Origin of the sequence: Thalassospira permensis NBRC 106175 (genome assembly GCF_000714555.1) — a bacterium.
Classification (GTDB): Bacteria; Pseudomonadota; Alphaproteobacteria; order Rhodospirillales; family Thalassospiraceae; genus Thalassospira; species Thalassospira xiamenensis.
On record NZ_AUNC01000034.1, the window covers coordinates 88,183 to 111,506 of the forward strand.

Genomic DNA, 23,324 nt, shown 5'->3' on the forward strand with positions numbered 1-23,324 from the left:
CCTCGTGGAAGCGTGTCGGAAAGAATTCCGGAAATCAGGACGGGGCAGCCAAGGCTGCCCCGTTTGCAAAGTCGTAATCAGGCGCCGATCTGGTTAAGTGCCGCCTCAAGCGTGACTTCCGTCCGCTCGCCCGATTTGCGGTTTTTAAGCTCGACCACACCGGCCTTGATGCCTTTCGGGCCAATCACGATCTGCCACGGCAGACCGATCAGGTCCATATCGGCAAACTTGCCGCCCGCGCGAATGTCGCGGTCATCATAAAGCACTTCGATACCCGCATTATGCAGCTTGGCGTAAACATCTTCGCAGGCCGCATCGCATTCATCATCCCCGGTCCGAAGGTTGATCAGGCCAACCTTGTAGGGTGCAACCGATTCCGGCCAGATGATGCCGTTTTCGTCGTGCGATGCCTCGATCAGCGCACCAACAAGGCGCGAAACGCCGATGCCGTAGGACCCCATCTGTACCGGTACTTCCTTGCCATCCGGGCCAAGCACGGTCGCACCCATCGGTTCGGAATATTTGGTCCCGAAATGGAAGATATGGCCAACTTCGATCCCGCGTGTCGCGATCATGTCGTCACCGGAAATCGGGCTGTTCGCCGGATCATGCTTGTCTTCGGTCGCGGCATAATCTTCAAGCGTCGTCTGGACCCAGTTTTCAAGCCCGGTACGATCATTCAGATCAACACCCTTGCCCGTCAGGTCCTTGTCCAGCCACTTCTTGTCGCAGAACACTTCGCTTTCGCCGGTTTCCGCCAGAATGATGAATTCGTGGCTAAGGTCGCCGCCAATCGGGCCGGTATCGGCCACCATCGGGATCGCCTTGACGCCAAGGCGCGCAAAGGTCCGGCAATAAGCCAGGAAAATCTTGTTATAGGCGTGCCGCGAACTTTCGTAATCGATATCGAACGAATAGGCATCCTTCATCAGGAATTCGCGCCCCCGCATCACGCCAAAGCGCGGGCGGATCTCGTCGCGGAATTTCCACTGAATGTGATAGAGCATCTGCGGAAGCTGCTTATAGGACCGGACATCCTTGCGGAAGATATCGGTGATCGCTTCCTCGTTGGTCGGCCCGAACAGCATGTTACGATCATGACGGTCGGTAATGCGCAGCATCTCAAGGCCGTAATCCTCATACCGCCCGCTTTCCTGCCAAAGCTCGGCTGGCTGGATGGTCGGCATCAGCAATTCGTTAAAGCCAATCGCGTCCTGCTCTTCGCGCACGATCTGTTCGATCTTTTTAAGCACGCGATAGCCAAGCGGCAGCCAGGAATAAATCCCTGCTGAAAGCTGGCGCACCATACCGGCACGCAGCATCAGTCGATGGGAAGCGATCTGTGCTTCTGCCGGCGTTTCCTTGAGGGTCGGCAGAAAGAACTGGGAAAGACGCATCAATGCCTCGTGATGATCAAAGCTGAAAAATATCAGGTATACAAAAGACCTTGCCCGGAAAATGCGACAGCACAGCCCGAAACGCAAGCCGGAACTTGCTTTATATCGGTAACGGGTGATCTAGCGGCCAATCGTGGCAGGTTTGCGAAGACACACGGGCTTTTTCAGGTACAACCTTAACGGAACCCTGCCGCCCGGCACGCCGCGGCCAATTCATCCTGCCCCGCCTCGTTGCCAAGCGGGATATCATTGAAATACACCCGCCCGTTGCGATAGGTAATCCTGCCGATATTGGACTCGCCGCTGATCCCGTCCGGCACGGAAATACCGGCATATTCAAAGAAATCAATCGTCACCGGAAATTCGATTTCCTTGGGCAGCGCATTCAGGATTGGGCTGCCGCCATCCAGATCGGCCGGGGCGACCTTGCGCCCATAAACATCCACACCGGGCTTATAGGCCACATCGTCATCGGGCACATGGCTGACCAGTTGCTGACAGGCCGACCGCGTGACCGTGATGGTGGGCTTCGCCTTCTCAGCATCCGCAGCACCTGCCCCATCCGGCGCGGCATTTTCCCCTGCCGTCGGCCCCGGCAAGGGGGAGTCGCTTTGTGCCAAAACGCCCCCCGCACCGGTCATGATCACGCCAGCAACAAACATCGAAACCATGAGATTCACAGGATAATTCCCGATTTTCATAGGGCGGGTCATTACAAAACTCTTCATATCGCCGGTCCATCCTATTTATGTGCGGTGCAGCATCGATTCATCTGTGAATTTTGGTCAAAACATCTTGCACAAAAGTGAAATATGTGGCTTTTTGATCCTCCGCTAACGGCGCAAGATCGTTGCGGAAGACGTATCGCAGCCGCTCATAAAATTGCGGGAGGCTTTGTTGCCAATAAGCATACAAGAAGCAGGCGCGACGTCGAAATAAAACCTGTGCCAAGTGCCCAGGTCTTAGGAGGAAGCAAAAAAAGATTACGGGAAAACAGCTATAAAAATAGCATCTTAGCAAGATCCTTGTGATCTTGCTTTTTTTTTGGCTTTTCCCGATTGATGCCTTTTCCGCCCCCCTTCCCCGACATTTTGTGCAGTCCGGCCAAACAAAAACCCCGCAACAAATTGTGCGGGGTTTGTTTCTGAATGCCGCCGCCCGATCATTGCGGCGGGCGGACTTCGATCATGCCACTGGTAATCACGAAATACGCCACCAGCCACAAAATCGCCGAAATCAGGCTGGTTGCCAGAACCTTCTTCCACATATGCGGCTTTTGCGGCGCGCCACTATCATGGCCGGGCTGAACATTCTCTTCGCGCTTCACGCCGAACGGCAACACCATGAACAGCACCAGCCACCAGATCACGATGTAAACAAGGATCGCTGAAAACCAGTTCATGCTGCACTCTTTTCTTGGTTGCGGGAAGAAGGGCCGATAAGGCGGGAAAGAAACTTAAACCTGTTCAAGCTCAACAAGCGTCCCGTTAAAATCCTTGGGATGCAGGAACAGAACCGGCTTGCCATGCGCCCCGATCTTCGGCTCCCCCGTGCCCAGCACGCGCGCACCGTTTTTCAGAAGCTGATCACGTGCCGCCAGGATATCCTCAACCTCATAGCAGACATGATGAATGCCGCCCGATGTGTTTTTATCAAGGAACCCCTGTATCGGCGATCCCTCGCCCAGCGGATAGAGCAATTCGATCTTGGTATTGGGCAGTTCAACAAAGACCACAGTCACCCCGTGATCTGGTTCGTCCTGCGGGTCGGAAACCTTCGCACCTAGCACATCACGATAAAGCCGGATACCTTCCGCAAGGTCCGGCACCGCAATCGCCACATGGTTCAGCCGTCCAATCATGTTCTACTCCTGCAATGTGATCTGCCCGATCACCGACAATCTAGGATGCACATCACGACAAAGACAACCGCCCATTTGGTCGCATGCCGCCTTCCCAAACTGCCTAGCCCTGCTCGTTCACCCGCACAAGATGCACCTCGATCATTGGCCGCTTGCCAAGCCGCTGACGCACCGGACGGCGCAGGGATTGCCGGATCGCAAGGATCACCGCCGCATCGTCAAGCACCTCGTCATCATTCAACTGATCAACCCGGTTGCCGATCTCGGCTGCAAAATGATCAAGGCGGACATCATCGCCGACCTCGTCAAACAGGCTCGGTGCCGTAATCATCGGCTCACCGACCATCTCGCCAAACTGGTTCAGCACCACGGTCACAAACATCACACCGTTCCACACGATGCGATTGCGATTGCGGATGGTATCGGAATCCCGTTTCAGCAACCGCCCGCCATCAAGGCAAAGCACGCCGCTTTCAGCCACGCCAATCACATGCGCGCTGCCCGGCGACAGGCGAATGACCGTCCCGTCATGCGGGATCACCTGTTCGGGGATCTGACATTCGGCGCCAAGGGCCGCCTGTTCACACAGATGGCGGGTTTCCCCATGCACCGGCACAAGGATTTTCGGACGTGTAAGCTGATACATCCGCGCCAGATCCTGCCTGCCCGGATGACCCGAAACATGGATCGGCTCATCACGCGCGGTAATCACGCGGATACCCCGCCTAATCAAAAGGTTCTGGATATAACCAATGGATTTTTCATTGCCCGGAATTTCGCGCGCCGAAAACACCACCGTATCGCCCGGATCAAGCTGCACGGTCGGATGATCACCCTTGGCAATACGCGACATTGCCGCACGCGGCTCGCCCTGCGACCCGGTACAGATCAGCAATACCTGATCCTTGGGGACCTCCATCGCATCTTCATCGGTCAGAAGGTTCGGATAGGATGTCAGGTAGCCAACTGCTCGTGCGGCTTCGGTCACACGGTTCAATGACCGCCCGGCCAACCCGACACAGCGGTTGTTTTCATGTGCCGCTTCAACAATCGACTGCAACCGCGCAACGTTGGTCGCAAAGCACGCAACCGCAATCCGGCCCTGCGGCGTTTCGGCAAACAGTTTTGACAGGTTCTTGGCTACATCGCCTTCCGATCCGGCTTTGCCTTCGGAAAAGACGTTGGTGGAATCACAAATCAGCGCCATGACCCCTTCATCGCCAAGCGCCTCAAGCTTCTTGACGTCGGATGCCTCGCCAATCTGTGGCTCGGGGTCAAATTTCCAGTCGCCGGTATGCACCACAAGCCCCTTGGGGGTGCGGATCGCAAGCGCATTGGGTTCAAGGATCGAATGGGTCATGGTGACGAATTCGATGTCAAACGGCCCCTTTTTGAACCGTCCGCCAAGCTCGATCACATGGATCGGCACCTGATCGGCAAAATCGGTTTCCGCCAATTTGGCCTTCAGGAATTCGGCGGCAAACGGGGTGGCATAGATCGGGCATTTCAGCCGCGGCCAAAGATACGGCACCGCGCCAAGGTGATCCTCATGCGCATGGGTCAGGACAAGGCCAAGAAGTTTGTCTTTGCGTTCCTCGATAAAGGTCGGATCGGGCATGACAACATCGACACCGGGCAGACCTTCCTCGCCAAAGGAAACGCCCATATCGACCATCAGCCACTGATCGTCATATCCGTACAAATTGAGGTTCATGCCAATTTCGCCAGATCCCCCCAGCGGCACAAACAGCAATTCGTCTTTCGGCAAATACAAATCCACGGATGATCACCCTTGTCTTTCAGCGGTGAGAAACACGATCACGGGGCGCACCCGCGTCACTTCACAGTCAATGTCGGTTAACAGTCTAATTCGATTTTGCGCTGTTGCGACGATAAATCATCAAAAGCCCCAGCATGGTCAGATCGCCATGCAGATGTTCGATCTCGTCAACCGCCTTGGTAAATAACGGTGCCAGACCACCGGTCGCGACAACTTTCATATTATCAACGCCCTGCTGCATGCGAATGCGCGCCAGAAGCCCCTCAATCATCGCAACATAGCCCCAGTAAACCCCGGACTGCATCGCCTCGATCGTGTTCTTGCCGATCACATTGCGCGGGGCCTCGATCGCGACCATCGGCAACTGGGCTGCTGCCATATGCAGCGCCTTGATCGAAAGGTTAACACCTGGCGCAATCACACCGCCAAGATAATTGCCTTCTTCATCAATCACGTCAAACGTGGTCGCCGTCCCGAAATCCAGAACCACAAGCGGCCCGCCAAAAAGCTTGTGGGCTGCAACCGCATTGACAAGCCGGTCGGCCCCGACCTCGCTTGGCCGGTCCATGATGATCTTCATATCCAGATCAACCGCCGGGTCGCCCACCACCATCGGCTCGACATTGAAATAACGTCGGCACAGGGTTTTAAGGCTGAATTCCGCCGCCGGAACCACGGTTGCGATGATTGCGCCCGTAATCGCATCTTTCGGCACATCCGACAGGGTAAACAGATGATGCAGCCACACGCCAAGTTCATCAGCCGTGCGTTCAACCGTCGTTGAACAGCGCCACTGCCCCTTGATCGTATCGCCGTCAAACACCGCGAAAACGATGTTGGTATTCCCGGCATCAATCGCCAGCAGCATGATGTTTCGTCTCCCCGTTATCGTCCCGTGTTATTTATGCTTTAAAAAACACTTCGCCAGCGCCGATGCGATGCTCCATCCCGCCCGTTTCTCTTAAAACAAGCGATCCGTCGTCATCAAGCCCGACAAACATGCCCTCAAGCGTCCTTTCGGTCAGGCGCGCAATCACCGGCGCACCAATCCCGTATGCCCGCCGAAGCCAGGCGTCACGCACCGGGGCAAAACCCTGCGCTTCCCATACGGGCAACCAGTCTGCCACCCGCCCGACATAGGCCGAAATCAGTTCGCCCACCGATACCGGCGCGCCAAGCGCTGAAAGCGACGTCGCCGGGCGTTCGGCATCATCGGGATAAAACGCCACATTCACCCCGGCTCCGATAACCAGATAATCGGTTTCCGAACCGTTATTCGATGCACTTTCCAGAAGAATACCCGAAATCTTGCGGCCATTGACCATCAGGTCATTGGGCCATTTGCAATCCGGCCTGACCCGATTGCCTGTCACCAGCTCAATCGCCTCGGCCAGGGCAACCGCAATCAGGAATGTCAGTTTTGCCGCTTCAAAAAGCGGGCAATCCGGACGCAGCAAAAGGGAAGAATAAAGATTGCCAACCGGGGATGTCCATGCGCGGCCGCGCCGTCCCCTGCCCGATGTCTGTTGGCGGGCCCAAATAAGGGCGCCACTTGGGGCGCCCTTATCAGCAAGGCGTTTCGCCTCTTCATTCGTACTGTCGATCACTTCCAGTTCATGAAGATAAAAACCTTCAGGAAGCCGGATCGTCGGCTTGGTCATCCTTACTGCCCGAGCAAGGCCGTCGCGGCAACGCCGGCACTATCCATCAACGGGTTCGGGAAGAAGACGAAAGCCAGAAGAATGACCGTCGCAACCGCCATGATCACATTCATCTCGGTGCCGTTCTTGTCGAACGCTTCGACCGGCTCGTCGAAATACATCACCTTGATGATCCGCAGATAGTAATAGGCACTGACGACCGAGGTCACCAGACCGATCACCGCCAGCGTCACAAGACCGGCATCAACCGCCGCCTTGAACACATAGAACTTGCCAAAGAACCCTGCAAGCGGCGGAATACCGGCCATCGAGAACATCAGGATCGCGGTCACCGCCGCCATCAGCGGCTTGGTCTTGGCCAGACCGGCCAGATCGGTGATTTCCTCGACCATGCGGTCATTGCGACGCATCGACAGGATCACGGCAAAGGTGCCAAGGTTCATCACAAGGTAAATCCCCAGATAAACCAGAATCCCCTGCACGCCCTCTGCCGTACCGGCGGCAAGACCAACCAGTGCGAAACCAACGTGACCGATGGATGAATAGGCCATCAGACGTTTGATATTGTCCTGACGAAGCGCCGCGAACGAACCCCATGCCATCGACAGGATCGATACCAGAACAATGATCTGCTGCCAGTCTTCGACAACACCGGCAAACGGGCCAACCGCAACACGCACAAACAGCGCCAGACCGGCAATCTTCGGCGCAACCGCAAAGAACGCCGTCACCGGGGTCGGTGCTCCTTCATAGACGTCCGGGGTCCACATATGGAACGGAACCGCGGAAACCTTGAAGCACAGACCGGCAAACATGAAGGCCAGCCCCACCAGCGTTCCGACCGAAAGGCCGCCATTGCTGATCACATCGCCCAGAACGGCGAAGTTGGTCGAACCGGTAAAGCCATAGACCATCGACATGCCATACAGCAGCATACCCGACGCAATCGACCCCAGAACGAAGTATTTCAGGCCCGATTCCGTGGCGCGAACGGTGTCGCGGCGGATCGCCGCAATCACGTAAAGTGCGAGCGACTGAAGCTCAAGACCAAGATACAGCGACAGCATGTCGGTCGCCGATACCATCGCCATCATGCCAAGTGTGGCAAGCAGGATCAGGATCGGGAATTCGAACCGCGACATGTTTTCGCGTTCGGCGTAATTCATCGCCATCACGATACCAATCGACGAACCGATCAGGATCATCACCTTGGTGAATTTGGCAAAGGCATCTGCCGTGAACTGGCCATAGAACGCCACCCCGCCGTCACCCAGAACCACCAGCACAAGGGCGATGATCTGGGCTGCAACCGCAAGCCATGAAACGGTGCGGAAAGCCCTGTCCTTACCGGCAAACACGCCAAGCATCAGAAGGGCCAGGGCCGAAACGGCCATAAAGATTTCGGGCAATGCCGCCCCGAGGTTGAGCATAGAAACTCCCATGTTCATTCCCCTCAATTCGCCGCCAGCTGCGCAGCCTGAGCTGCGGCAGCCTGCGCCGTTTCGACCTGGTTGACGAGGTGTTCAACCGAAACATGCATGATGTCGAGGAAGGAGACCGGATAGACCCCCATCCACAGAACGATGATCACAAGCGGTGCAAAGATCAGCCATTCACGCGGGCTCATATCAAGGATCGATTTAAGGTTTTCCTTGGTAAGGGCCCCGAACACGATGCGGCGATAGAGATACAGCGCATAAGCCGCACCAAGGATCAGACCGGTTGCGGCAAAGAATGCCACCCAGGTATTGGCTTCGAACGCGCCCAGCAATGCCAGGATTTCGCCAACGAAACCACCCGTCCCAGGAAGACCGACAGACGCCATCGTAAAGAACATGAAGATGACGGCATAACCCGGCATACGGTGCACAAGACCGCCATACGCATCGATCTCGCGGGTATGCATGCGGTCATAAACCACACCAACACACAGGAACAACGCGCCCGATACCACACCATGGCTCAGCATCTGGAAGATCGAACCTTCGATACCATGCTGGTTAAAGGTGAAGGCACCAATCGTGACAATCCCCATATGGGCCACCGACGAATAGGCAATCAGCTTTTTCATGTCCTGCTGTGCCAATGCGACCAGCGACGTATAGATGATCGCCACAATCGACAGCGTAAACACCAGCGGGGCAAAGGTTTCCGACGCCAGCGGCATCATCGGCAACGAGAACCGCAGGAACCCGTAACCACCCATTTTCAAAAGAACACCGGCCAGGATCACCGAACCAGCGGTCGGTGCTTCAACGTGGGCATCCGGAAGCCATGTGTGAACCGGCCACATCGGCACCTTGACGGCAAAGGATGCAAAGAACGCCAGCCACAGCCAAAGCTGCATATTATAGCTGAACCCGTGCGCCATCAGGGTCGGGATGTCGGTGGTGCCTGCTTCGAAATACATCGCAAGCAGCGCCACCAGCATCAGAACGGAACCCAGCAGCGTGTAAAGGAACAGCTTGAAGGCTGCATAAACACGGCGCTGACCGCCCCATACACCGATGATGATGAACATCGGGATCAGAACGCCTTCGAAGAACAGATAGAACAGCAGACCGTCAAGCGCGCTGAACATACCGACCATCATCGTTTCCAGGATCAGGAACGCGATCATGTATTCCTTGACACGTTTCTGGATTGCTTCCCATGCCGACAGAATGCAGATCGGCGTCAGGAAGGTCGCCAGAAGCACGAACAGCATCGAAATGCCATCCACGCCCATGTGATAGGAAATGTTCAGGCCCGGTATCCAGTCGGCTTTTTCAACGAACTGGAATTCGGCCGTGGTGCTATCGAAATTCACCCACAGCATCAACGATGCCAGGAAGGTGAAACCCGACGTCCACAAAGCAACCCATCGGGAGTTGCGGGCGACATTCGCCTCTTCCCCGCGGATCAGCAGCACGAAAAGTGCGCCGATCAGCGGTAAAAAGGTGACGATCGAAAGAATTGGATAATCGCTCATCGCCCGTTAACCCATCTTCCAAATTGTGTAAGACACCAAGGCGGCAATACCGATCAGCATCGCAAACGCATAGTGATAGACGAAACCGCTCTGAAGGGCGCTGACGCGACGTGCAATGTTACGGCATGCTGCGGCGACACCGTCCGGACCGACACCGTCGATCAGCGCGCCATCGCCCGATTTCCAGAAGCCATAGCCAAGATAGAAGGCCGGCTTGACGAAAATCTTGTCGTAAAGCTCATCGAAGTACCATTTGTTCAGCGCAAAGCGATACAGACCGTTGAAGGTATTGGCCAACTGACGCGGCAGCGACGGAACCAGCTTGTACATCACAAGTGCGATGACAAAGCCCGATACCATGGCAACAAACGGTGCCAGCTTGACCCAGCCCGGAACATGATGAGCATGTTCAAGAGCCTGATGACCTTCGGCCATGAAGATCGCGCCGTTCCAGAATGCCAGCATCTCTTCATAGTCACCACCACCGAACCAGTCCTTGGCGTACCAGCCGGCAAAGATCGCACCGATGGTCAGGAACAGAAGCGGCAGCGTCATGACGGCCGGGCTTTCATGGACATGGGCCATGGTCCGCTCGTCCGCACGCGGGGTGCCAAAGAAGGTCATGAAAATCAGACGCCAGCTATAGAACGACGTCATCAGTGCCGCCAGGATACCGGCCCAGAAGGCATAGGTGCCGACTGCGGTATGTGCGGCAAACGCGCTTTCGATGACAAGGTCCTTGGAATAGAAGCCCGCAAGCCCCGGGAAACCGGTAATCGCAAGCGTACCAACCATCATCACCGCAAAGGTCAGCGGAACCATCTTATAGATGCCGCCCATCTTGCGCATGTCCTGCTCGTCGGACATCGCATGGATCACCGAACCGGCACCAAGGAACAAAAGCGCCTTGAAGAAACCGTGCGTCATCAGGTGGAACACGCCCGCCGAATAGGCCGACACGCCACACGCAAAGAACATATAGCCAAGCTGCGAACAGGTCGAATAGGCGATCACGCGCTTGATGTCGTTCTGAACGCAACCAATGGTCGCGGCAAAGAACGCGGTCGATGCGCCGACAACGGTAATGATCGCAAGCGTGGTTTCGGCATATTCAAAGATCGGCGACAGGCGCGCAACCATGAACACACCGGCCGTCACCATGGTTGCCGCGTGAATAAGGGCGGAAACCGGCGTCGGGCCTTCCATCGCATCAGGCAGCCACGTATGCAGGCCAAGCTGTGCCGATTTGCCCATCGCACCGATGAACAAAAGGAAACAGGTGATCTCAAGTGCCGAGAATTCATGACCAAGGAACAAAAGCGTCGTTCCGGCAACTTCTTCGGCATTGCCAAAGATCACGTCGAACTGAACGCTATCGAACAGGACATAAACCGCAAAGATACCCAGCGCAAAGCCAAAGTCACCGACACGGTTAACGACAAACGCCTTGATCGCGGCGGCCGATGCCGACGGCTTGGAATACCAGAAACCGATCAGAAGATAGGACGCAAGCCCCACCCCTTCCCAGCCAAAGAACAGCTGGATCAGGTTGTCGGCAGTCACCAGCATCAGCATGGCAAAGGTAAACAGCGACAGATACGCCATGAAACGCGGCTTGTCGGGATCGTGCGACATGTAACCGATGGAATAGATATGCACCATCGACGACACACCGGTCACAACAATCAGCATGACACAGGTCAGCGTATCAAAACGAAGCGCCCATTCAGCCGTGAAGTTACCCGAAGAAATCCAGGTAAACAGCTGAACCGTCACCGGGTTGCCGCCAATCGCAACATCGACAAAGGCGAAGATCGAAATGATGAAGGCCGTAACGACACCGCCCACCGTAATCAGCTGGGAAATGCGATCAGACGTCGAAACACCATGATGATGGCTGCTGTCATGCTCGGCACCGGACGCGGACGACATGGCGCCGGCCAGCGTGATGATGCCGGCAATCGTGGCAGCGATCAGGGGCAGGAATACAATCAGAGGATACATATCTGCCTTACCCCTTCATCATGTTGATGTCTTCAACCGCAATCGTGCCGCGGTTACGGAAATAGACCACCAGGATCGCAAGACCGATCGCTGCCTCGGCGGCGGCAACGGTCAGGACGAAGATGGTGAAGACCTGTCCGACGAGGTCGCCAAGGAACGACGAGAACGCGACAAGGTTGATATTGACTGCCAGCAGCATCAGCTCGATCGACATCATGATGATGATGACGTTCTTGCGGTTCATGAAGATGCCAAAGATCCCGAGTGTGAAAAGGATCGCCGCGACGGTCAAATAATGTGCAAGACCGATTTCCATCAGATCCCCCTACCGACCGGAACTTTTTTGACTTCAAGCGTGTCAGCGCGATCGCGTTTGACCTGCTCGGAGATTTTCTGACGGCGGACACCCTCGCGGGTACGCAGCGTCAGGACAATTGCGCCAATCATCGCAACAAGCAGCACCAGACCGGCAGCCTGGAAGATGTATGCGTAATCGGTGTAGATCAGTTGGCCAAGCGCCTCGACATTGGTCAGTCCGGCGGGCGTCGGATGCGCCAGAACGGCGATCTTGTCATCTGACAAAGCCCAGCCCGCGCCGACAAAGGCCAGTTCCACAAACAGCACCAGCGCGATCAGAACCCCGATCGGCAGATAGTTGAGGAAACCTTCGCGCATCTCGACAAAGTTGATGTCGAGCATCATGACGACGAACAGGAACAGAACCGCGACCGCGCCGACATAGACGACGACGAGCAGCATGGCGAGAAACTCAGCACCCAGCAGGACGAAAAGCCCGGCTGCGTTAAAAAATGTCAAAATCAGCAGCAGTACCGAATGCACCGGGTTGCGAACGGTCACAACCGCAGTCGCGGACAGAACCGCGACAGTAGCAAACAGGTAAAAAGCCAAAGCCTGTACGACCATAAGGTACCCCCTTGGCGAGCCGCCCTGCCCCAACAGCAGAAAGCGGCCCATGAACTCTCTTTATACGATCAGACGCGACACTTACCGATAAGGTGCGTCTGCCTCCAATCGTGCAGCAAGCTCGGCTTCCCAACGCTCGCCATTTGCCAGAAGCTTATCCTTGTCATAGAGAAGCTCCTCGCGGTTTTCGGTTGCGAACTCGAAGTTCGGACCTTCAACGATTGCATCCACCGGACAGGCTTCCTCGCAGAAACCGCAATAGATGCATTTCGTCATATCGATATCGTAGCGCGTCGTACGACGCGAACCGTCATCGCGCGGCTCAACCTCGATGGTGATGGCCTGCGCGGGACAGATCGCCTCGCAAAGTTTGCACGCAATGCAACGCTCTTCCCCGTTGGGATAACGGCGCAGCGCATGCTCGCCACGGAAACGCGGGCTCAGCGGACCCTTCTCATAGGGATAGTTCAGCGTCACCTTCGGCTTGAACATGTATTTCAGGGTGAGCGCCATACCGGAAACGAGTTCCACCAGCAGGAAGCTCCGGGCCGTCCGATCAATAAATGACATCGTTTACCTCTCTCTCTCCGATGCGCGGCGATCAGGCCGGGACCTTGTCAAAAGCAACCAGGAACGTGGCGACCAGCATGACCCAGGCAAATGACAGCGGCAGGAAGACTTTCCAACCCAGACGCATCAGCTGGTCATAGCGGTAACGCGGGAATGTCGCACGCACCCAGAGGAAAATGAACAGAACGAAGCAGATCTTCAGAATGAACCAGATCGCCCCCGGGATGAATTCCAGCACCGGCAGCGGCGCGGTCCAGCCGCCCAGGAACAGAACGGCACAAAGACCGCTCATCAGGATCATGTTCGCGTATTCACCCAGGAAGAACAGCGCAAAGGTCATTGCCGAATAATCGACGTTATAACCCGACACCAGTTCGGCTTCCGCTTCCGGAAGGTCAAACGGCGCACGGTTCGTTTCGGCCAGGATCGACACGATGAAGACCACAAACATCGGCAGGTGATAGATGAAGTTCCATTCCCAGATGCCGCCAACCTGACCGCGAACGATATCGCTCAGGTTCAGCGACCCGGTGGTCAGCAGAACCGAAATGATGATCAGGCCAATCGAAATCTCGTAGGACACCATCTGTGCGCCGGAACGCAGCGCACCAAGGAAGGCGTATTTCGAGTTCGACGCCCAACCGGCCATCACGATGCCGTAAACACCCAGCGATGAAATCGCGAACAGGTACAGAATGCCGACATTCAGATCCGCCAGAACCATGCCCTCGTCGAACGGGATAACCGCCCAGGCAATGATCGCCAGAATGAAGGTCAGCATCGGGGCAATGATAAACACGCCCTTGTTGGCACTGGTCGGAACAATCGTTTCTTTCAGAAACAGTTTCAGACCATCGGCCAGCGGTTGCAGAAGACCAAACGGCCCCACAACGTTCGGGCCTTTGCGCAACTGCATCGCACCGATGACCTTGCGCTCGGCATAGGTCAGATAGGCGACAGCAACCAGCAGCGGGACAACAATCGCCAAAATCTTGGCGACGATCCAGACCAGCGGTTCAATATATCCGTCCCAAAGAAGTTCCATCGGTCAAACCGTATCTTTTGCGTTTCGTCCCTGAATTGGGACACCCCCTTGCGGGACGGGCGACGATGTCATCGCCGCCCCCCAAACTCAGGCAACCTTCTCGGCAGCCGCATCCTTGACAAAGGCCTCTGTACATTTGGCCATCGTCACCGATGCACGGCTGATCGGGTCGGTCATATAGAAATTGCGAACCGGCGAGGTAAAGCCATCAGACTTCATATCGCCTGCCTTGCCGAAATCGGTCCACTCTGCCTTGGTGACAGCATTCAGCGAGGCGAAAGTCGCGCTGAGTTCAACCATGCGCGAACGCACGGCATCAATGTTGTCATACGGCAGGGCCTGACCAAGTGCGCCTGAAAGCGCACGGACAATCGCCCAGTCTTCCTTGGCCTCGCCAACCGGGAAAACAGCACGCCAGCCCTGCTGGGCGCGGCCTTCGGTATTGACGTAGGTACCGTTCTTTTCGGTATAGGCAGCACCGGGCAGGATCACGTCGGCAGCCTGCGCACCGGCATCGCCCATCGCCCCCTGATAGACCACAAAGGCCTTCTCAAGTTTCGACATGTCGATTTCATCGGCACCCAGAAGGTAAACAACCTCGACATCGCCTTTTGCCGCGGCATCAAGGATGTCATTGGTCGCAAGACCGCCCTCGCCCGGGACAAAGCCCAGATCAAGGCCACCGACGCGCGATGCGGCGGTGTGCAGAACGTTGAAACCGTTCCAGTCGCCCGAAACCATGCCGTATTTTTCGGCAATCGCCCGGACGGTCGCCAGAACCGCATCGCTGTCCTCACGGTTAAGCGCGCCCATGCCAACGATGATCATCGGCTTTTCGGCGGCTTTCAGAACCTTGGCGAAATCGTTTTTGCCATCCAGCACCGCAGAAAGCGTTTCCGCACCGGCACCAAGATAGTCGTGCTTATAGGTCGGGTCCCAGCTTTCGCCAATGATGCCAACCTTGAAATCACCGGCCGTCGCACGCCAGCGCTTGCGCAGACGCGAATTGATGATCGGCGCTTCGGCACGGATATTCGCACCAACGATCAGGCAGGCATCGGCATCATCAATGCCCGAAATCGTGGTGTTAAAGATATAGGACGCACGCGGACCGCCAATTTTCGAACCGTCCTGACGGCAATCAAGGTTCGGCGACCCAAGGGTCCCCATCAGATCCTTTAACGCAGTCATCGATTCACAATCGACAGTATCACCGGCGATTGCGGCAATCTTCTTGCCATCAAGCCCGGAAACCTTCGCCTTGATCGCGGCAAATGCCTCGTCCCAGCTGGCGGCTTTGAGCTTGCCATCAACACGCACATACGGACGATCCAGACGCTGGCGTTTCAGGCCGTCAATCGCATAACGGGTTTTGTCCGAAATCCATTCCTCGTTCACATCGTCATTGGTACGCGGCAGAACGCGCATGACTTCGGCACTGCGGGAATCGATACGGATGTTTGATCCGACCGCATCCATCACGTCGATGCTGTCGGTCTTTTTCAATTCCCACGGACGCGCGGTAAACGCATAGGGTTTGGACGTCAGTGCGCCAACCGGGCAAAGATCGACCAGGTTCCCCGAAAGTTCGGAATTGATCGATGCTTCGATATACGGTCCGACCTCGGTATCCTCGCCGCGGTAAACCGCACCCATGGTGCCGACACCGGCGACTTCCTCGGAAAAACGGACGCAACGGGTGCAATGAATGCAACGGGTCATGATCGTTTTGACAATCGGCCCCAGTTCCTTGTCCTTCACCGCACGCTTTTTCTCGGCATAACGCGACGCGTCAAAACCATAGGCCATCGCCTGGTCCTGAAGGTCACATTCACCGCCCTGGTCACAGATCGGGCAATCCAGCGGATGGTTGATAAGCAGGAATTCCATCACGCCATTGCGGGCTTTCTTGACCAGATCGGAATCCGTCTTGATCACCATTCCATCTGCCGCAGGCATGGCACAGGACGCGACCGGCTTGGGTGCGCGTTCCATTTCAACCAGACACATACGGCAGTTGCCGGCGATTGACAGGCGCTCGTGATAGCAGAAACGCGGAATCTCCTTCCCGGCCTCTTCACAGGCCTGAAGGACTGTCGCCCCGGCTTCTACTTCAACTTCAATACCGTCAACTGTCAGTTTCGGCATGTCTCAATCCCTCTCAACAGGCCCCTCTCAGGCCGCGATCCGTGCGCGATATTCCTTGATCCGCCGTTCCATTTCGGGACGGAAGCGACGGATCAGACCCTGGATCGGCCATGCAGCTGCATCGCCAAGCGCACAAATGGTGTGGCCTTCGACCTGTTTGGTCACATCCCACAACAGATCAATTTCATCAAGCGTGGCCTGTCCCCGGACCATGCGCGCCATAATGCGCGCCATCCAGCCCGTGCCTTCACGGCACGGCGTACACTGGCCACAGCTTTCATGCTGATAGAATTCCGACAGACGCGCGATGGCGTAAACGATGTCGGTGGACTTATCCATCACAATCACCGCTGCCGTACCAAGGCCCGATCCCACTTCACGCAGGGCATCGAAATCCATCAGCACATCGTCGCAAATGTCTTTGGTCATCAGCGGAACCGACGAGCCGCCCGGAATGACCGCCAAAAGATTGTCCCAGCCACCACGAACACCGCCGCAATGCTTTTCGATCAGCTCACGCAGCGGGATGCTCATGGCTTCTTCGACCGTGCACGGCTTTTCGACATGGCCGGAAATCGCAAACAGCTTGGTGCCGTGGTTGTTTTCACGGCCAAAACCGGTGAACCATGAACCACCACGGCGCAGGATTTCCGGCACCACGGCAATCGATTCGACATTGTTCACCGTCGTCGGGCAGCCATACAGACCGGCATTGGCCGGGAATGGCGGCTTCAGACGCGGCTGGCCTTTCTTGCCCTCAAGGCTTTCGATCAGCGCGGTTTCCTCGCCACAGATATACGCCCCTGCACCAAGATGCAGATAAAGGTCATAATCCCAGCCCGAACCGCAGGCATTCTTGCCAAGCAGACCGGCTTCATAGGCTTCGTCGATTGCACGCTGAAGGTTCGATGCCTCGTGATAGAATTCCCCACGGATATAGATATATCCGGCATGGGCATTCATCGCGAAGCTTGCCAGAAGGCAGCCTTCAATCAGGGTATGCGGATCATTGCGCATGATCTCGCGGTCTTTGCAGGTGCCAGGCTCTCCCTCGTCGGCATTGACCACAAGGTAACTCGGACGACCATCGGATTCCTTGGGCATGAACGACCATTTCAGGCCGGTCGGGAAGCCTGCGCCCCCGCGACCACGCAGACCGGATGCCTTCATCTCGTTGATGATCCAGTCGCGCCCTTTTTCAATCAGGGCCTTGGTGCCGTCCCAGTTGCCACGTGCCTGTGCCGCCTTAAGACCGAAGTCCTGAAAACCGTACAGGTTGGTAAAGATACGATCCTTATCCTGCAACATCTCAGGCCTCCCCTTCGCTTGCATCAGCAGACTGATCGGCAGCGCCGCAGCCACAGAATGCCTTCAGAACCTTGGGTCCACCAATCGGCTCGCAGCCGCGACGACCGATCTGCGGACCGGCTTTCGGCTTTTCACCCTTTTTCAGGGCATCAAGAATCGACTTGGTGCTATCGGCAGTCAGGTCTTCGTAATAATCGTCGTTAATCTGCATCATCGGTGCGTTAACGCACGCGCCAAGGCATTCAACCTCGATCAGGGTAAACTGGCCGTCTTCGGTGGTTTCACCGATTCCAATGCCCAGTTCCTTCTTGCAGGTATCGACAACATCGGCCGAACCGCGCAACCAGCACGGCGTCGTGGTGCAGACCTGGATGAAATTCTTGCCCACCGGGGCAAGGTTATACATCGTATAGAAGGTCGCCACCTCATAGACGCGAATGGCCGGCATTTCGAGCATGTCGGCAATGTAATCCATTGCAACAGTCGGAACCCAGTTCCCCTCGGTCTGACGCTGTGCCAGATCAAGCAGCGGCATGACCGCGCTCTGCTGGCGGCCTTCCGGATACTTGGCGATAATCTTTTTTGCCCGCTCCATGTTTTCCGGGGAAAACGCAAAGCTGACAGGCTGAAGCTCTCTCGGAGCTGGTCTTCTCAAATGGCTCATCGGTCAATCTCACCGAACACGATATCAAGCGACCCGATATTGGCAACGACGTCGGCCAGCATGTGGCCTTTGGACATGAAGTCGATGCCCTGAAGGTGCGGGAACCCGGGTGCGCGAATTTTGCAGCGATACGGACGGTTCGAGCCATCCGAAATGAGATACACGCCAAACTCGCCCTTCGGGGCCTCGACCGCGGCATAGCATTCGCCCGCCGGAACGTGGAACCCTTCGGTAAAGAGTTTGAAGTGATGGATCAGGGCTTCCATCGAGCGTTTCATTTCTGAACGCGACGGCGGCGCCACTTTGTTATTTTCAACGATAACAGCACCATCAGGCATTTCTTTAATGGCCTGCTTCATGATCCGAAGCGACTGGTTCATTTCTTCGAAACGCACCAGGAAGCGATCATAGCAGTCGCCGTTTTTGCCGATGGGAATGTCGAAATCGAAATCTTCGTACGAGTCATAGGGCTGCGATTTCCGCAGATCCCACGCCATCCCCGATGCGCGGATGTTCGGCCCGGTAAAGCCCCAGTCAAGCGCCTCTTCGGGCGAAACGATCCCGATATCAACCGTACGCTGCTTGAAGATACGGTTGCCGGTCAGGATACGGTCGAAATCCTTGACGAATTTCGGGAACTGATCGCACCAGGCATCAATATCGGCCAGCAACCCGGCCGGAAGATCGGCAGCAACGCCGCCCGGACGGAAATAGTTGGCATGAAGACGGGCACCGCACGCACGCTCATAGAATTCCATGAGCTTTTCACGTTCCTCGAAGCCCCACAGCAGCGGGGTCATCGCACCAACGTCAAGCGCAAAGGCGGTCAGGTTCAGAAGATGGTTCAGGATACGACCCATTTCCGCGTACAGGACGCGGATATACTGGGCGCGTTTCGGCACCTCGACACCCATCAGCTTCTCGATGGCCAGGCAATAGGCATGTTCCTGGTTCATCGGCGCGACATAGTCGAGACGGTCGAAATACGGCGTCGCCTGAATATAGGTTTTATATTCGATCAGCTTTTCCGTACCGCGGTGCAGAAGGCCGATATGCGGATCGGCGCGTTCGATAACCTCGCCGTCCATTTCAAGAACCAGACGCAGAACGCCGTGCGCCGCAGGGTGCTGCGGGCCGAAGTTCATGGTCATGTTTTTGATTTTCTGTTCCGACATCAGGCCTTGCCCTCCGCCTTTTCATCGCCGGGGAGAACATGCTGGATGCCTTCCCACGGGCTTTCGAAATCAAAGTTACGGAAATCCTGAACCAGTTTCACCGGCTCATAGACAACGCGCTTCTGCTCGTCGTCATAGCGAACCTCGACATAACCGGTCAGCGGGAAATCCTTGCGAAGCGGATGACCTTCGAAACCGTAATCCGTCAGGATACGGCGGGGGTCCGGGTGATTATCAAAGAAAATGCCGAACAGATCCCACGTTTCGCGCTCGAACCAGTTGGCGGCGCTGTAAACGGAAACGGCACTTGGCACCGGGGTTTCTTCGTCGGTGCTGACCTTGACGCGCACACGCAGGTTATGCTTGAGCGACAGCAGGTGATACACGACGTCGAAGCGCTGGGCGCGTTCGGGATAATCAACCCCGCAAATGTCAACAAGCTGCTTGAACAGACAGCCCGCATCATCGCGAAGGAATGTCAGAACTTTAAGAATAGCATCGCGTTTGACCGCGATGGTCAGTTCGCCATAACGGTACTGGGTTTCCAGAACCTTGTCGGCAAACTGGGACACCACTAGATCTTTAAGATCTTTCAGCGCGGCGCTGTTATCGCTGAGCACTTCGCTCATGCAAGCCCCCTATAAGGATCAGCGTGTCAGGACACCGGTACGGCGGATTTTCTTTTGCAACTGCATCACGCCGTAAATCAGCGCTTCGGCTGTCGGCGGGCACCCGGGAACATATACGTCCACCGGCACAACGCGATCACAACCGCGCACCACCGAATAGGAATAGTGATAATACCCACCACCATTCGCGCACGAACCCATCGAAATCACCCAGCGCGGCTCGGCCATCTGGTCGTAAACCTTGCGCAATGCGGGGGCCATTTTGTTGGTCAGCGTCCCGGCAACGATCATCACGTCGGACTGACGCGGGCTAGGACGGAACACAAGACCATAACGGTCAAGGTCGTAACGCGATGCGGCGGCATGCATCATTTCCACAGCACAGCAGGCCAGACCGAACGTCATCGGCCACAGCGAACCGGTGCTCGCCCAGCTTGCCAGCTTGTCGAGATTGGCAAGGACAAAGCCCTTGTCATTCATCTCGTCGAACACGCCTTTAAGCAGGGTATCCTGATCCTGACCGGGTGCCAGGGGTGCGCCTGTATTGGTGCTCACTCCCATTCCAAAGCTCCCTTCTTCCATTCATAGACAAATCCGACCGTCAGCACAGCCAGGAAAATCACCATAGAAAAGAAACCGAAGGTGCCAATGTCACCAAGGGTCACAGCCCACGGGAACAGGAACGCAACTTCGAGATCGAAAATGATGAACAAGATGGCGACCAGATAGAACCTGACGTCAAACTTGATGCGCGCGTCCTCAAACGGCGCAAATCCGCATTCGTATGCGGACAGCTTTTCAACATCAGGAGCCTGCTTGGCCAGAACCAGCGACGCGATGACGATAACCGCCGAGAGACCGACGGCGATCCCGATGAAAATCAGGATCGGAAGATATTCCGAAAGAAGCTCTTGCATCTCTCTGACCTCTCAAGAACAGGCCTCTTTTGACCCGACCAGGTCCCCACCCGGCCTATACCGGCGCACCATAACGTATGCACCGCACAAGTTCCAGCCCCGTAAGCGGTTTTAACACCGCCTAAGGCCGGAAACTTCCTAATCTTTTTGCCATTCCCTGCTCTCCGATATCGGACCGCGCAACGCCATGATCAAGTCCCTTTCCTGCAAAGCAACATCGGCTGCGCAGGAAAAAGCGATCGCGGAAAGGACGAAACGCCCGACGAAAGACAACAGATAGGTGATCATGGCGGGAGCGACGGGACTTGAACCCGCGGCCTCCGGCGTGACAGGCCGGCGCTCTAACCAACTGAGCTACGCCCCCAAATGACCAGCTATTGGCGCGCCTTTGTTAGACCAGCACCTATGCCAAGTCAAGCTGATACCAGCGTTTTCAACCATCTCGTCAATTGCGCCAGAGATCATCACCCTGTGAAACATGTCACAGCCCCCGGATTTTCGACAAATATCGTTTTTCCAATCACTTCCATGCATGGTTTCGCCGGTTACCTTTGCATCCTGTGCACGGGTTTTATAGAATTGTTGATAAATAGAATATACTCTCGACCGCTAGGGGCAGTACCCTGGAGACAGGCATGTTCGCATAAAGCGAATAAACGCAGTGACGGAGAAGACCACCAGTGGGGCGCGTTAAAGAAGAATACAGGTCATTGTCCGGACCGGAAAAAGCCGCGATTCTGATGCTGGCACTTGGTGAAGAACACGCCACCAAAATGTTCAGCATGATGGATGACGAGGAAATCAAAGAGATTTCCCAGACCATGTCGGGCCTTGGCACCATCAGCTCCAATATCGTTGAACGTCTGTTTGTCGAATTCGCCGATCAGCTTTCCTCGACAGGTTCGCTTGTCGGGTCGTTCGATACGACCGAACGCCTGCTGTCCAAAGTCCTGCCCGAAGACCGTGTCAACGGCATCATGGAAGAGATTCGCGGCCCCGCCGGCCGCACCATGTGGGACAAGCTCAACAACGTGAACGAAGCCGTTCTCGCCAACTATCTGAAAAACGAATATCCCCAGACCGTTGGCGTGGTGCTCTCGAAACTGAAATCGTCTCACTCTGCGGCCGTTTTGTCGCTATTGCCGGAAAACTTCTCGATGGAGGTCATCATGCGTATGCTGCGCATGGAGGCCGTCCAGAAAGAGGTCCTCGACAATATCGAGAAAACCCTGCGCACCGAATTCATGTCGAACCTTGCGCGCGGCTCGCGCGGCGACAACCACGAACTGATGGCCGATATCTTCAACAGCCTGGATCGCCAAAGCCAGGATCGCTTCCTCACCGCCCTCGAGGAACGCAACCGCGACTCTGCGGAAAAGATCAAGGCGCTCATGTTCACCTTCGAAGACCTGGCCCGTCTCGACAACAACGGCGTTCAGACGCTGCTGCGTCAGGTCGAAAAAGACAAACTCGCACTGGCCCTCAAAGGCTCGACCGATGCGATGCGCGACCTGTTCTTCAAAAACATGTCCGAACGTGCCGGCAAGATGATGCGCGAAGACATGGATGCACTGGGCCCCGTCCGCCTGTCGGATGTCGAGGAATCCCAGATGATGATTGTCCAGCTCGCCAAGGAACTCGCCGCACAGGGTCAGATCGTCATCACCGAAGGAGCTGGCGAGGACGAAATGGTCTACTGACCTCCGGCATCCGCTCTGAACCGCGAGCCAGATTTTCCCCAAAAAACGGGATGGCAGATTGCCGTCCCGTTTTTTTGTCTTTCATTTTGTGATTTTGACAAACTACTTCCGTAATGACTTTTGCCATTTTCGGGCTTGCTGCCCCTGTTTCGGATGCCTTGAATGACGGCTGGCATCGCGCCGTAACTTTATCTTCCTCCGCTCACATGACAGTCCAATATACCGCTGCATGAAATCTTCATGCCCGCCGGGTTCGGAACGCGGGTTCAACAAACACCCCGCCAGCCCCGCGCCTCGGCCATTGCCCTGACGGCATCACGGCCCTTCGTCATCGACATTCGTGATCATGGCCCTCTTTCCTTTTGGAACAACACATGCGCCGTCCGTTCCGTTTGCACTGCAAACATCCTGTGACGGCGTCATGCCGGAATTGTCTGGGAAATTATTCAGAAGCCTGAAATCAGAAAATTCCGGCCTCTCTCGCCCGCGATTCAGGCGCAATTATCAAGTTGATAAAATATCTTTGCCACAACAAAAGGAACAAATCAAGAACAAAATTGAGGGGCAATG

The 23,324-nt window shown here is 55.8% G+C and carries 22 protein-coding genes and 1 tRNA gene; 1 reads left to right on the top strand and 22 read right to left on the bottom strand.

Going from position 1 to position 23,324, the window contains the following annotated elements; genetic code table 11:
• Window positions 1–77: 77 nt before the first annotated feature.
• From proS to SMB34_RS15350, 22 genes are all read right to left on the bottom strand, one after another.
• Entirely contained in the window at window positions 78–1,397 is a 1,320-nt protein-coding gene (gene proS / locus SMB34_RS15245) for a proline--tRNA ligase (RefSeq protein ID WP_007089426.1), read from the bottom strand.
• Window positions 1,398–1,573: 176 nt separating this feature from the next.
• Window positions 1,574–2,068, bottom strand: a complete 495-nt coding sequence (locus SMB34_RS15250) for a hypothetical protein (protein WP_240478852.1) — start codon at window positions 2,066–2,068, stop codon at window positions 1,574–1,576.
• A 491-nt stretch (window positions 2,069–2,559) separates the two neighbouring features.
• Window positions 2,560–2,799, bottom strand: coding sequence for a DUF1467 family protein (locus SMB34_RS15255; protein WP_007089424.1), 240 nt, complete (start codon window positions 2,797–2,799; stop codon window positions 2,560–2,562).
• Window positions 2,800–2,853: 54 nt separating this feature from the next.
• Window positions 2,854–3,258, bottom strand: coding sequence for a methylmalonyl-CoA epimerase (gene mce / locus SMB34_RS15260; protein ID WP_037991302.1), 405 nt, complete (start codon window positions 3,256–3,258; stop codon window positions 2,854–2,856).
• Window positions 3,259–3,361: 103 nt separating this feature from the next.
• Complete coding sequence (locus tag SMB34_RS15265) at window positions 3,362–5,038, bottom strand: ribonuclease J (protein WP_181849851.1); 1,677 nt, start codon at window positions 5,036–5,038, stop codon at window positions 3,362–3,364.
• Window positions 5,039–5,123: 85 nt separating this feature from the next.
• Window positions 5,124–5,906 (bottom strand): type III pantothenate kinase, encoded by a 783-nt coding sequence (locus SMB34_RS15270; RefSeq protein ID WP_037991305.1) that lies wholly within the window; start codon window positions 5,904–5,906, stop codon window positions 5,124–5,126.
• A 34-nt stretch (window positions 5,907–5,940) separates the two neighbouring features.
• A complete protein-coding gene (locus SMB34_RS15275) occupies window positions 5,941–6,699 on the bottom strand; it encodes a biotin--[acetyl-CoA-carboxylase] ligase (RefSeq protein WP_007089420.1) in 759 nt (252 codons plus the stop codon).
• A gap of 2 nt (window positions 6,700–6,701) precedes the next feature.
• Window positions 6,702–8,141: an NADH-quinone oxidoreductase subunit NuoN gene (nuoN, locus tag SMB34_RS15280; RefSeq protein ID WP_037991310.1), complete on the bottom strand. Its 1,440-nt coding sequence runs from the start codon at window positions 8,139–8,141 to the stop codon at window positions 6,702–6,704.
• Window positions 8,142–8,152: 11 nt separating this feature from the next.
• Window positions 8,153–9,670, bottom strand: a complete 1,518-nt coding sequence (locus SMB34_RS15285; protein WP_037991316.1) for an NADH-quinone oxidoreductase subunit M — start codon at window positions 9,668–9,670, stop codon at window positions 8,153–8,155.
• Between the two features lie 6 nt (window positions 9,671–9,676).
• The gene (gene nuoL / locus SMB34_RS15290; protein ID WP_037991317.1) at window positions 9,677–11,674 is read right to left on the bottom strand and encodes an NADH-quinone oxidoreductase subunit L; all 1,998 of its coding nucleotides are present in this window, start codon (window positions 11,672–11,674) and stop codon (window positions 9,677–9,679) included.
• Window positions 11,675–11,681: 7 nt separating this feature from the next.
• Window positions 11,682–11,990, bottom strand: a complete 309-nt coding sequence (gene nuoK, locus SMB34_RS15295; protein WP_007089416.1) for an NADH-quinone oxidoreductase subunit NuoK — start codon at window positions 11,988–11,990, stop codon at window positions 11,682–11,684.
• On the bottom strand, window positions 11,990–12,598 hold the full coding sequence (locus SMB34_RS15300; protein ID WP_007089415.1) for an NADH-quinone oxidoreductase subunit J: 609 nt from the start codon (window positions 12,596–12,598) through the stop codon (window positions 11,990–11,992). Before SMB34_RS15300 ends, nuoK begins: the two co-directional genes overlap by 1 nt.
• 81 nt (window positions 12,599–12,679) lie before the next feature.
• On the bottom strand, window positions 12,680–13,168 hold the full coding sequence (gene nuoI, locus SMB34_RS15305) for an NADH-quinone oxidoreductase subunit NuoI (protein ID WP_007089414.1): 489 nt from the start codon (window positions 13,166–13,168) through the stop codon (window positions 12,680–12,682).
• Between the two features lie 31 nt (window positions 13,169–13,199).
• A complete protein-coding gene (gene nuoH, locus SMB34_RS15310; RefSeq protein WP_007089413.1) occupies window positions 13,200–14,213 on the bottom strand; it encodes an NADH-quinone oxidoreductase subunit NuoH in 1,014 nt (337 codons plus the stop codon).
• A gap of 87 nt (window positions 14,214–14,300) precedes the next feature.
• Window positions 14,301–16,361, bottom strand: coding sequence for an NADH-quinone oxidoreductase subunit NuoG (gene nuoG / locus SMB34_RS15315; RefSeq protein WP_037991318.1), 2,061 nt, complete (start codon window positions 16,359–16,361; stop codon window positions 14,301–14,303).
• Between the two features lie 27 nt (window positions 16,362–16,388).
• Window positions 16,389–17,669, bottom strand: coding sequence for an NADH-quinone oxidoreductase subunit NuoF (gene nuoF / locus SMB34_RS15320; RefSeq protein WP_037991319.1), 1,281 nt, complete (start codon window positions 17,667–17,669; stop codon window positions 16,389–16,391).
• 1 nt (window position 17,670) lies between these two features.
• Window positions 17,671–18,333 (bottom strand): NADH-quinone oxidoreductase subunit NuoE, encoded by a 663-nt coding sequence (gene nuoE / locus SMB34_RS15325; protein WP_051682327.1) that lies wholly within the window; start codon window positions 18,331–18,333, stop codon window positions 17,671–17,673.
• A complete protein-coding gene (locus SMB34_RS15330; protein ID WP_037991326.1) occupies window positions 18,330–19,508 on the bottom strand; it encodes an NADH-quinone oxidoreductase subunit D in 1,179 nt (392 codons plus the stop codon). Before SMB34_RS15330 ends, nuoE begins: the two co-directional genes overlap by 4 nt.
• Window positions 19,508–20,137: an NADH-quinone oxidoreductase subunit C gene (locus SMB34_RS15335; RefSeq protein ID WP_007089408.1), complete on the bottom strand. Its 630-nt coding sequence runs from the start codon at window positions 20,135–20,137 to the stop codon at window positions 19,508–19,510. Before SMB34_RS15335 ends, SMB34_RS15330 begins: the two co-directional genes overlap by 1 nt.
• A gap of 18 nt (window positions 20,138–20,155) precedes the next feature.
• Window positions 20,156–20,698, bottom strand: coding sequence for a NuoB/complex I 20 kDa subunit family protein (locus tag SMB34_RS15340; RefSeq protein WP_007089407.1), 543 nt, complete (start codon window positions 20,696–20,698; stop codon window positions 20,156–20,158).
• Entirely contained in the window at window positions 20,689–21,054 is a 366-nt protein-coding gene (locus tag SMB34_RS15345) for an NADH-quinone oxidoreductase subunit A (RefSeq protein ID WP_007089406.1), read from the bottom strand. Before SMB34_RS15345 ends, SMB34_RS15340 begins: the two co-directional genes overlap by 10 nt.
• 287 nt (window positions 21,055–21,341) lie before the next feature.
• Window positions 21,342–21,418, bottom strand: a tRNA-Asp gene (locus SMB34_RS15350).
• Window positions 21,419–21,734: 316 nt separating this feature from the next.
• Here SMB34_RS15350 and fliG point away from each other — a divergent pair.
• Window positions 21,735–22,754: a flagellar motor switch protein FliG gene (gene fliG, locus SMB34_RS15355; RefSeq protein ID WP_037991328.1), complete on the top strand. Its 1,020-nt coding sequence runs from the start codon at window positions 21,735–21,737 to the stop codon at window positions 22,752–22,754.
• Window positions 22,755–23,324: the final 570 nt, after the last annotated feature.

Coding starts and splice junctions, on each gene's coding strand:
- proS (WP_007089426.1), bottom strand. CDS start 1,397: ATGCGTCTTTCCCAGTTCTTTCTGCCGACCCTCAAGGAAACGCCGGCA.
- SMB34_RS15250 (WP_240478852.1), bottom strand. CDS start 2,068: ATGGTTTCGATGTTTGTTGCTGGCGTGATCATGACCGGTGCGGGGGGC.
- SMB34_RS15255 (WP_007089424.1), bottom strand. CDS start 2,799: ATGAACTGGTTTTCAGCGATCCTTGTTTACATCGTGATCTGGTGGCTG.
- mce (WP_037991302.1), bottom strand. CDS start 3,258: ATGATTGGACGGCTGAACCATGTGGCGATTGCGGTGCCGGACCTTGCG.
- SMB34_RS15270 (WP_037991305.1), bottom strand. CDS start 5,906: ATGCTGCTGGCGATTGATGCCGGGAATACCAACATCGTTTTCGCGGTG.
- SMB34_RS15275 (WP_007089420.1), bottom strand. CDS start 6,699: ATGACCAAGCCGACGATCCGGCTTCCTGAAGGTTTTTATCTTCATGAA.
- nuoN (WP_037991310.1), bottom strand. CDS start 8,141: ATGGGAGTTTCTATGCTCAACCTCGGGGCGGCATTGCCCGAAATCTTT.
- SMB34_RS15285 (WP_037991316.1), bottom strand. CDS start 9,670: ATGAGCGATTATCCAATTCTTTCGATCGTCACCTTTTTACCGCTGATC.
- nuoL (WP_037991317.1), bottom strand. CDS start 11,674: ATGTATCCTCTGATTGTATTCCTGCCCCTGATCGCTGCCACGATTGCC.
- nuoK (WP_007089416.1), bottom strand. CDS start 11,990: ATGGAAATCGGTCTTGCACATTATTTGACCGTCGCGGCGATCCTTTTC.
- SMB34_RS15300 (WP_007089415.1), bottom strand. CDS start 12,598: ATGGTCGTACAGGCTTTGGCTTTTTACCTGTTTGCTACTGTCGCGGTT.
- nuoI (WP_007089414.1), bottom strand. CDS start 13,168: ATGTCATTTATTGATCGGACGGCCCGGAGCTTCCTGCTGGTGGAACTC.
- nuoH (WP_007089413.1), bottom strand. CDS start 14,213: ATGGAACTTCTTTGGGACGGATATATTGAACCGCTGGTCTGGATCGTC.
- nuoG (WP_037991318.1), bottom strand. CDS start 16,361: ATGCCGAAACTGACAGTTGACGGTATTGAAGTTGAAGTAGAAGCCGGG.
- nuoF (WP_037991319.1), bottom strand. CDS start 17,669: ATGTTGCAGGATAAGGATCGTATCTTTACCAACCTGTACGGTTTTCAG.
- nuoE (WP_051682327.1), bottom strand. CDS start 18,333: ATGAGCCATTTGAGAAGACCAGCTCCGAGAGAGCTTCAGCCTGTCAGC.
- SMB34_RS15330 (WP_037991326.1), bottom strand. CDS start 19,508: ATGTCGGAACAGAAAATCAAAAACATGACCATGAACTTCGGCCCGCAG.
- SMB34_RS15335 (WP_007089408.1), bottom strand. CDS start 20,137: ATGAGCGAAGTGCTCAGCGATAACAGCGCCGCGCTGAAAGATCTTAAA.
- SMB34_RS15340 (WP_007089407.1), bottom strand. CDS start 20,698: ATGGGAGTGAGCACCAATACAGGCGCACCCCTGGCACCCGGTCAGGAT.
- SMB34_RS15345 (WP_007089406.1), bottom strand. CDS start 21,054: ATGCAAGAGCTTCTTTCGGAATATCTTCCGATCCTGATTTTCATCGGG.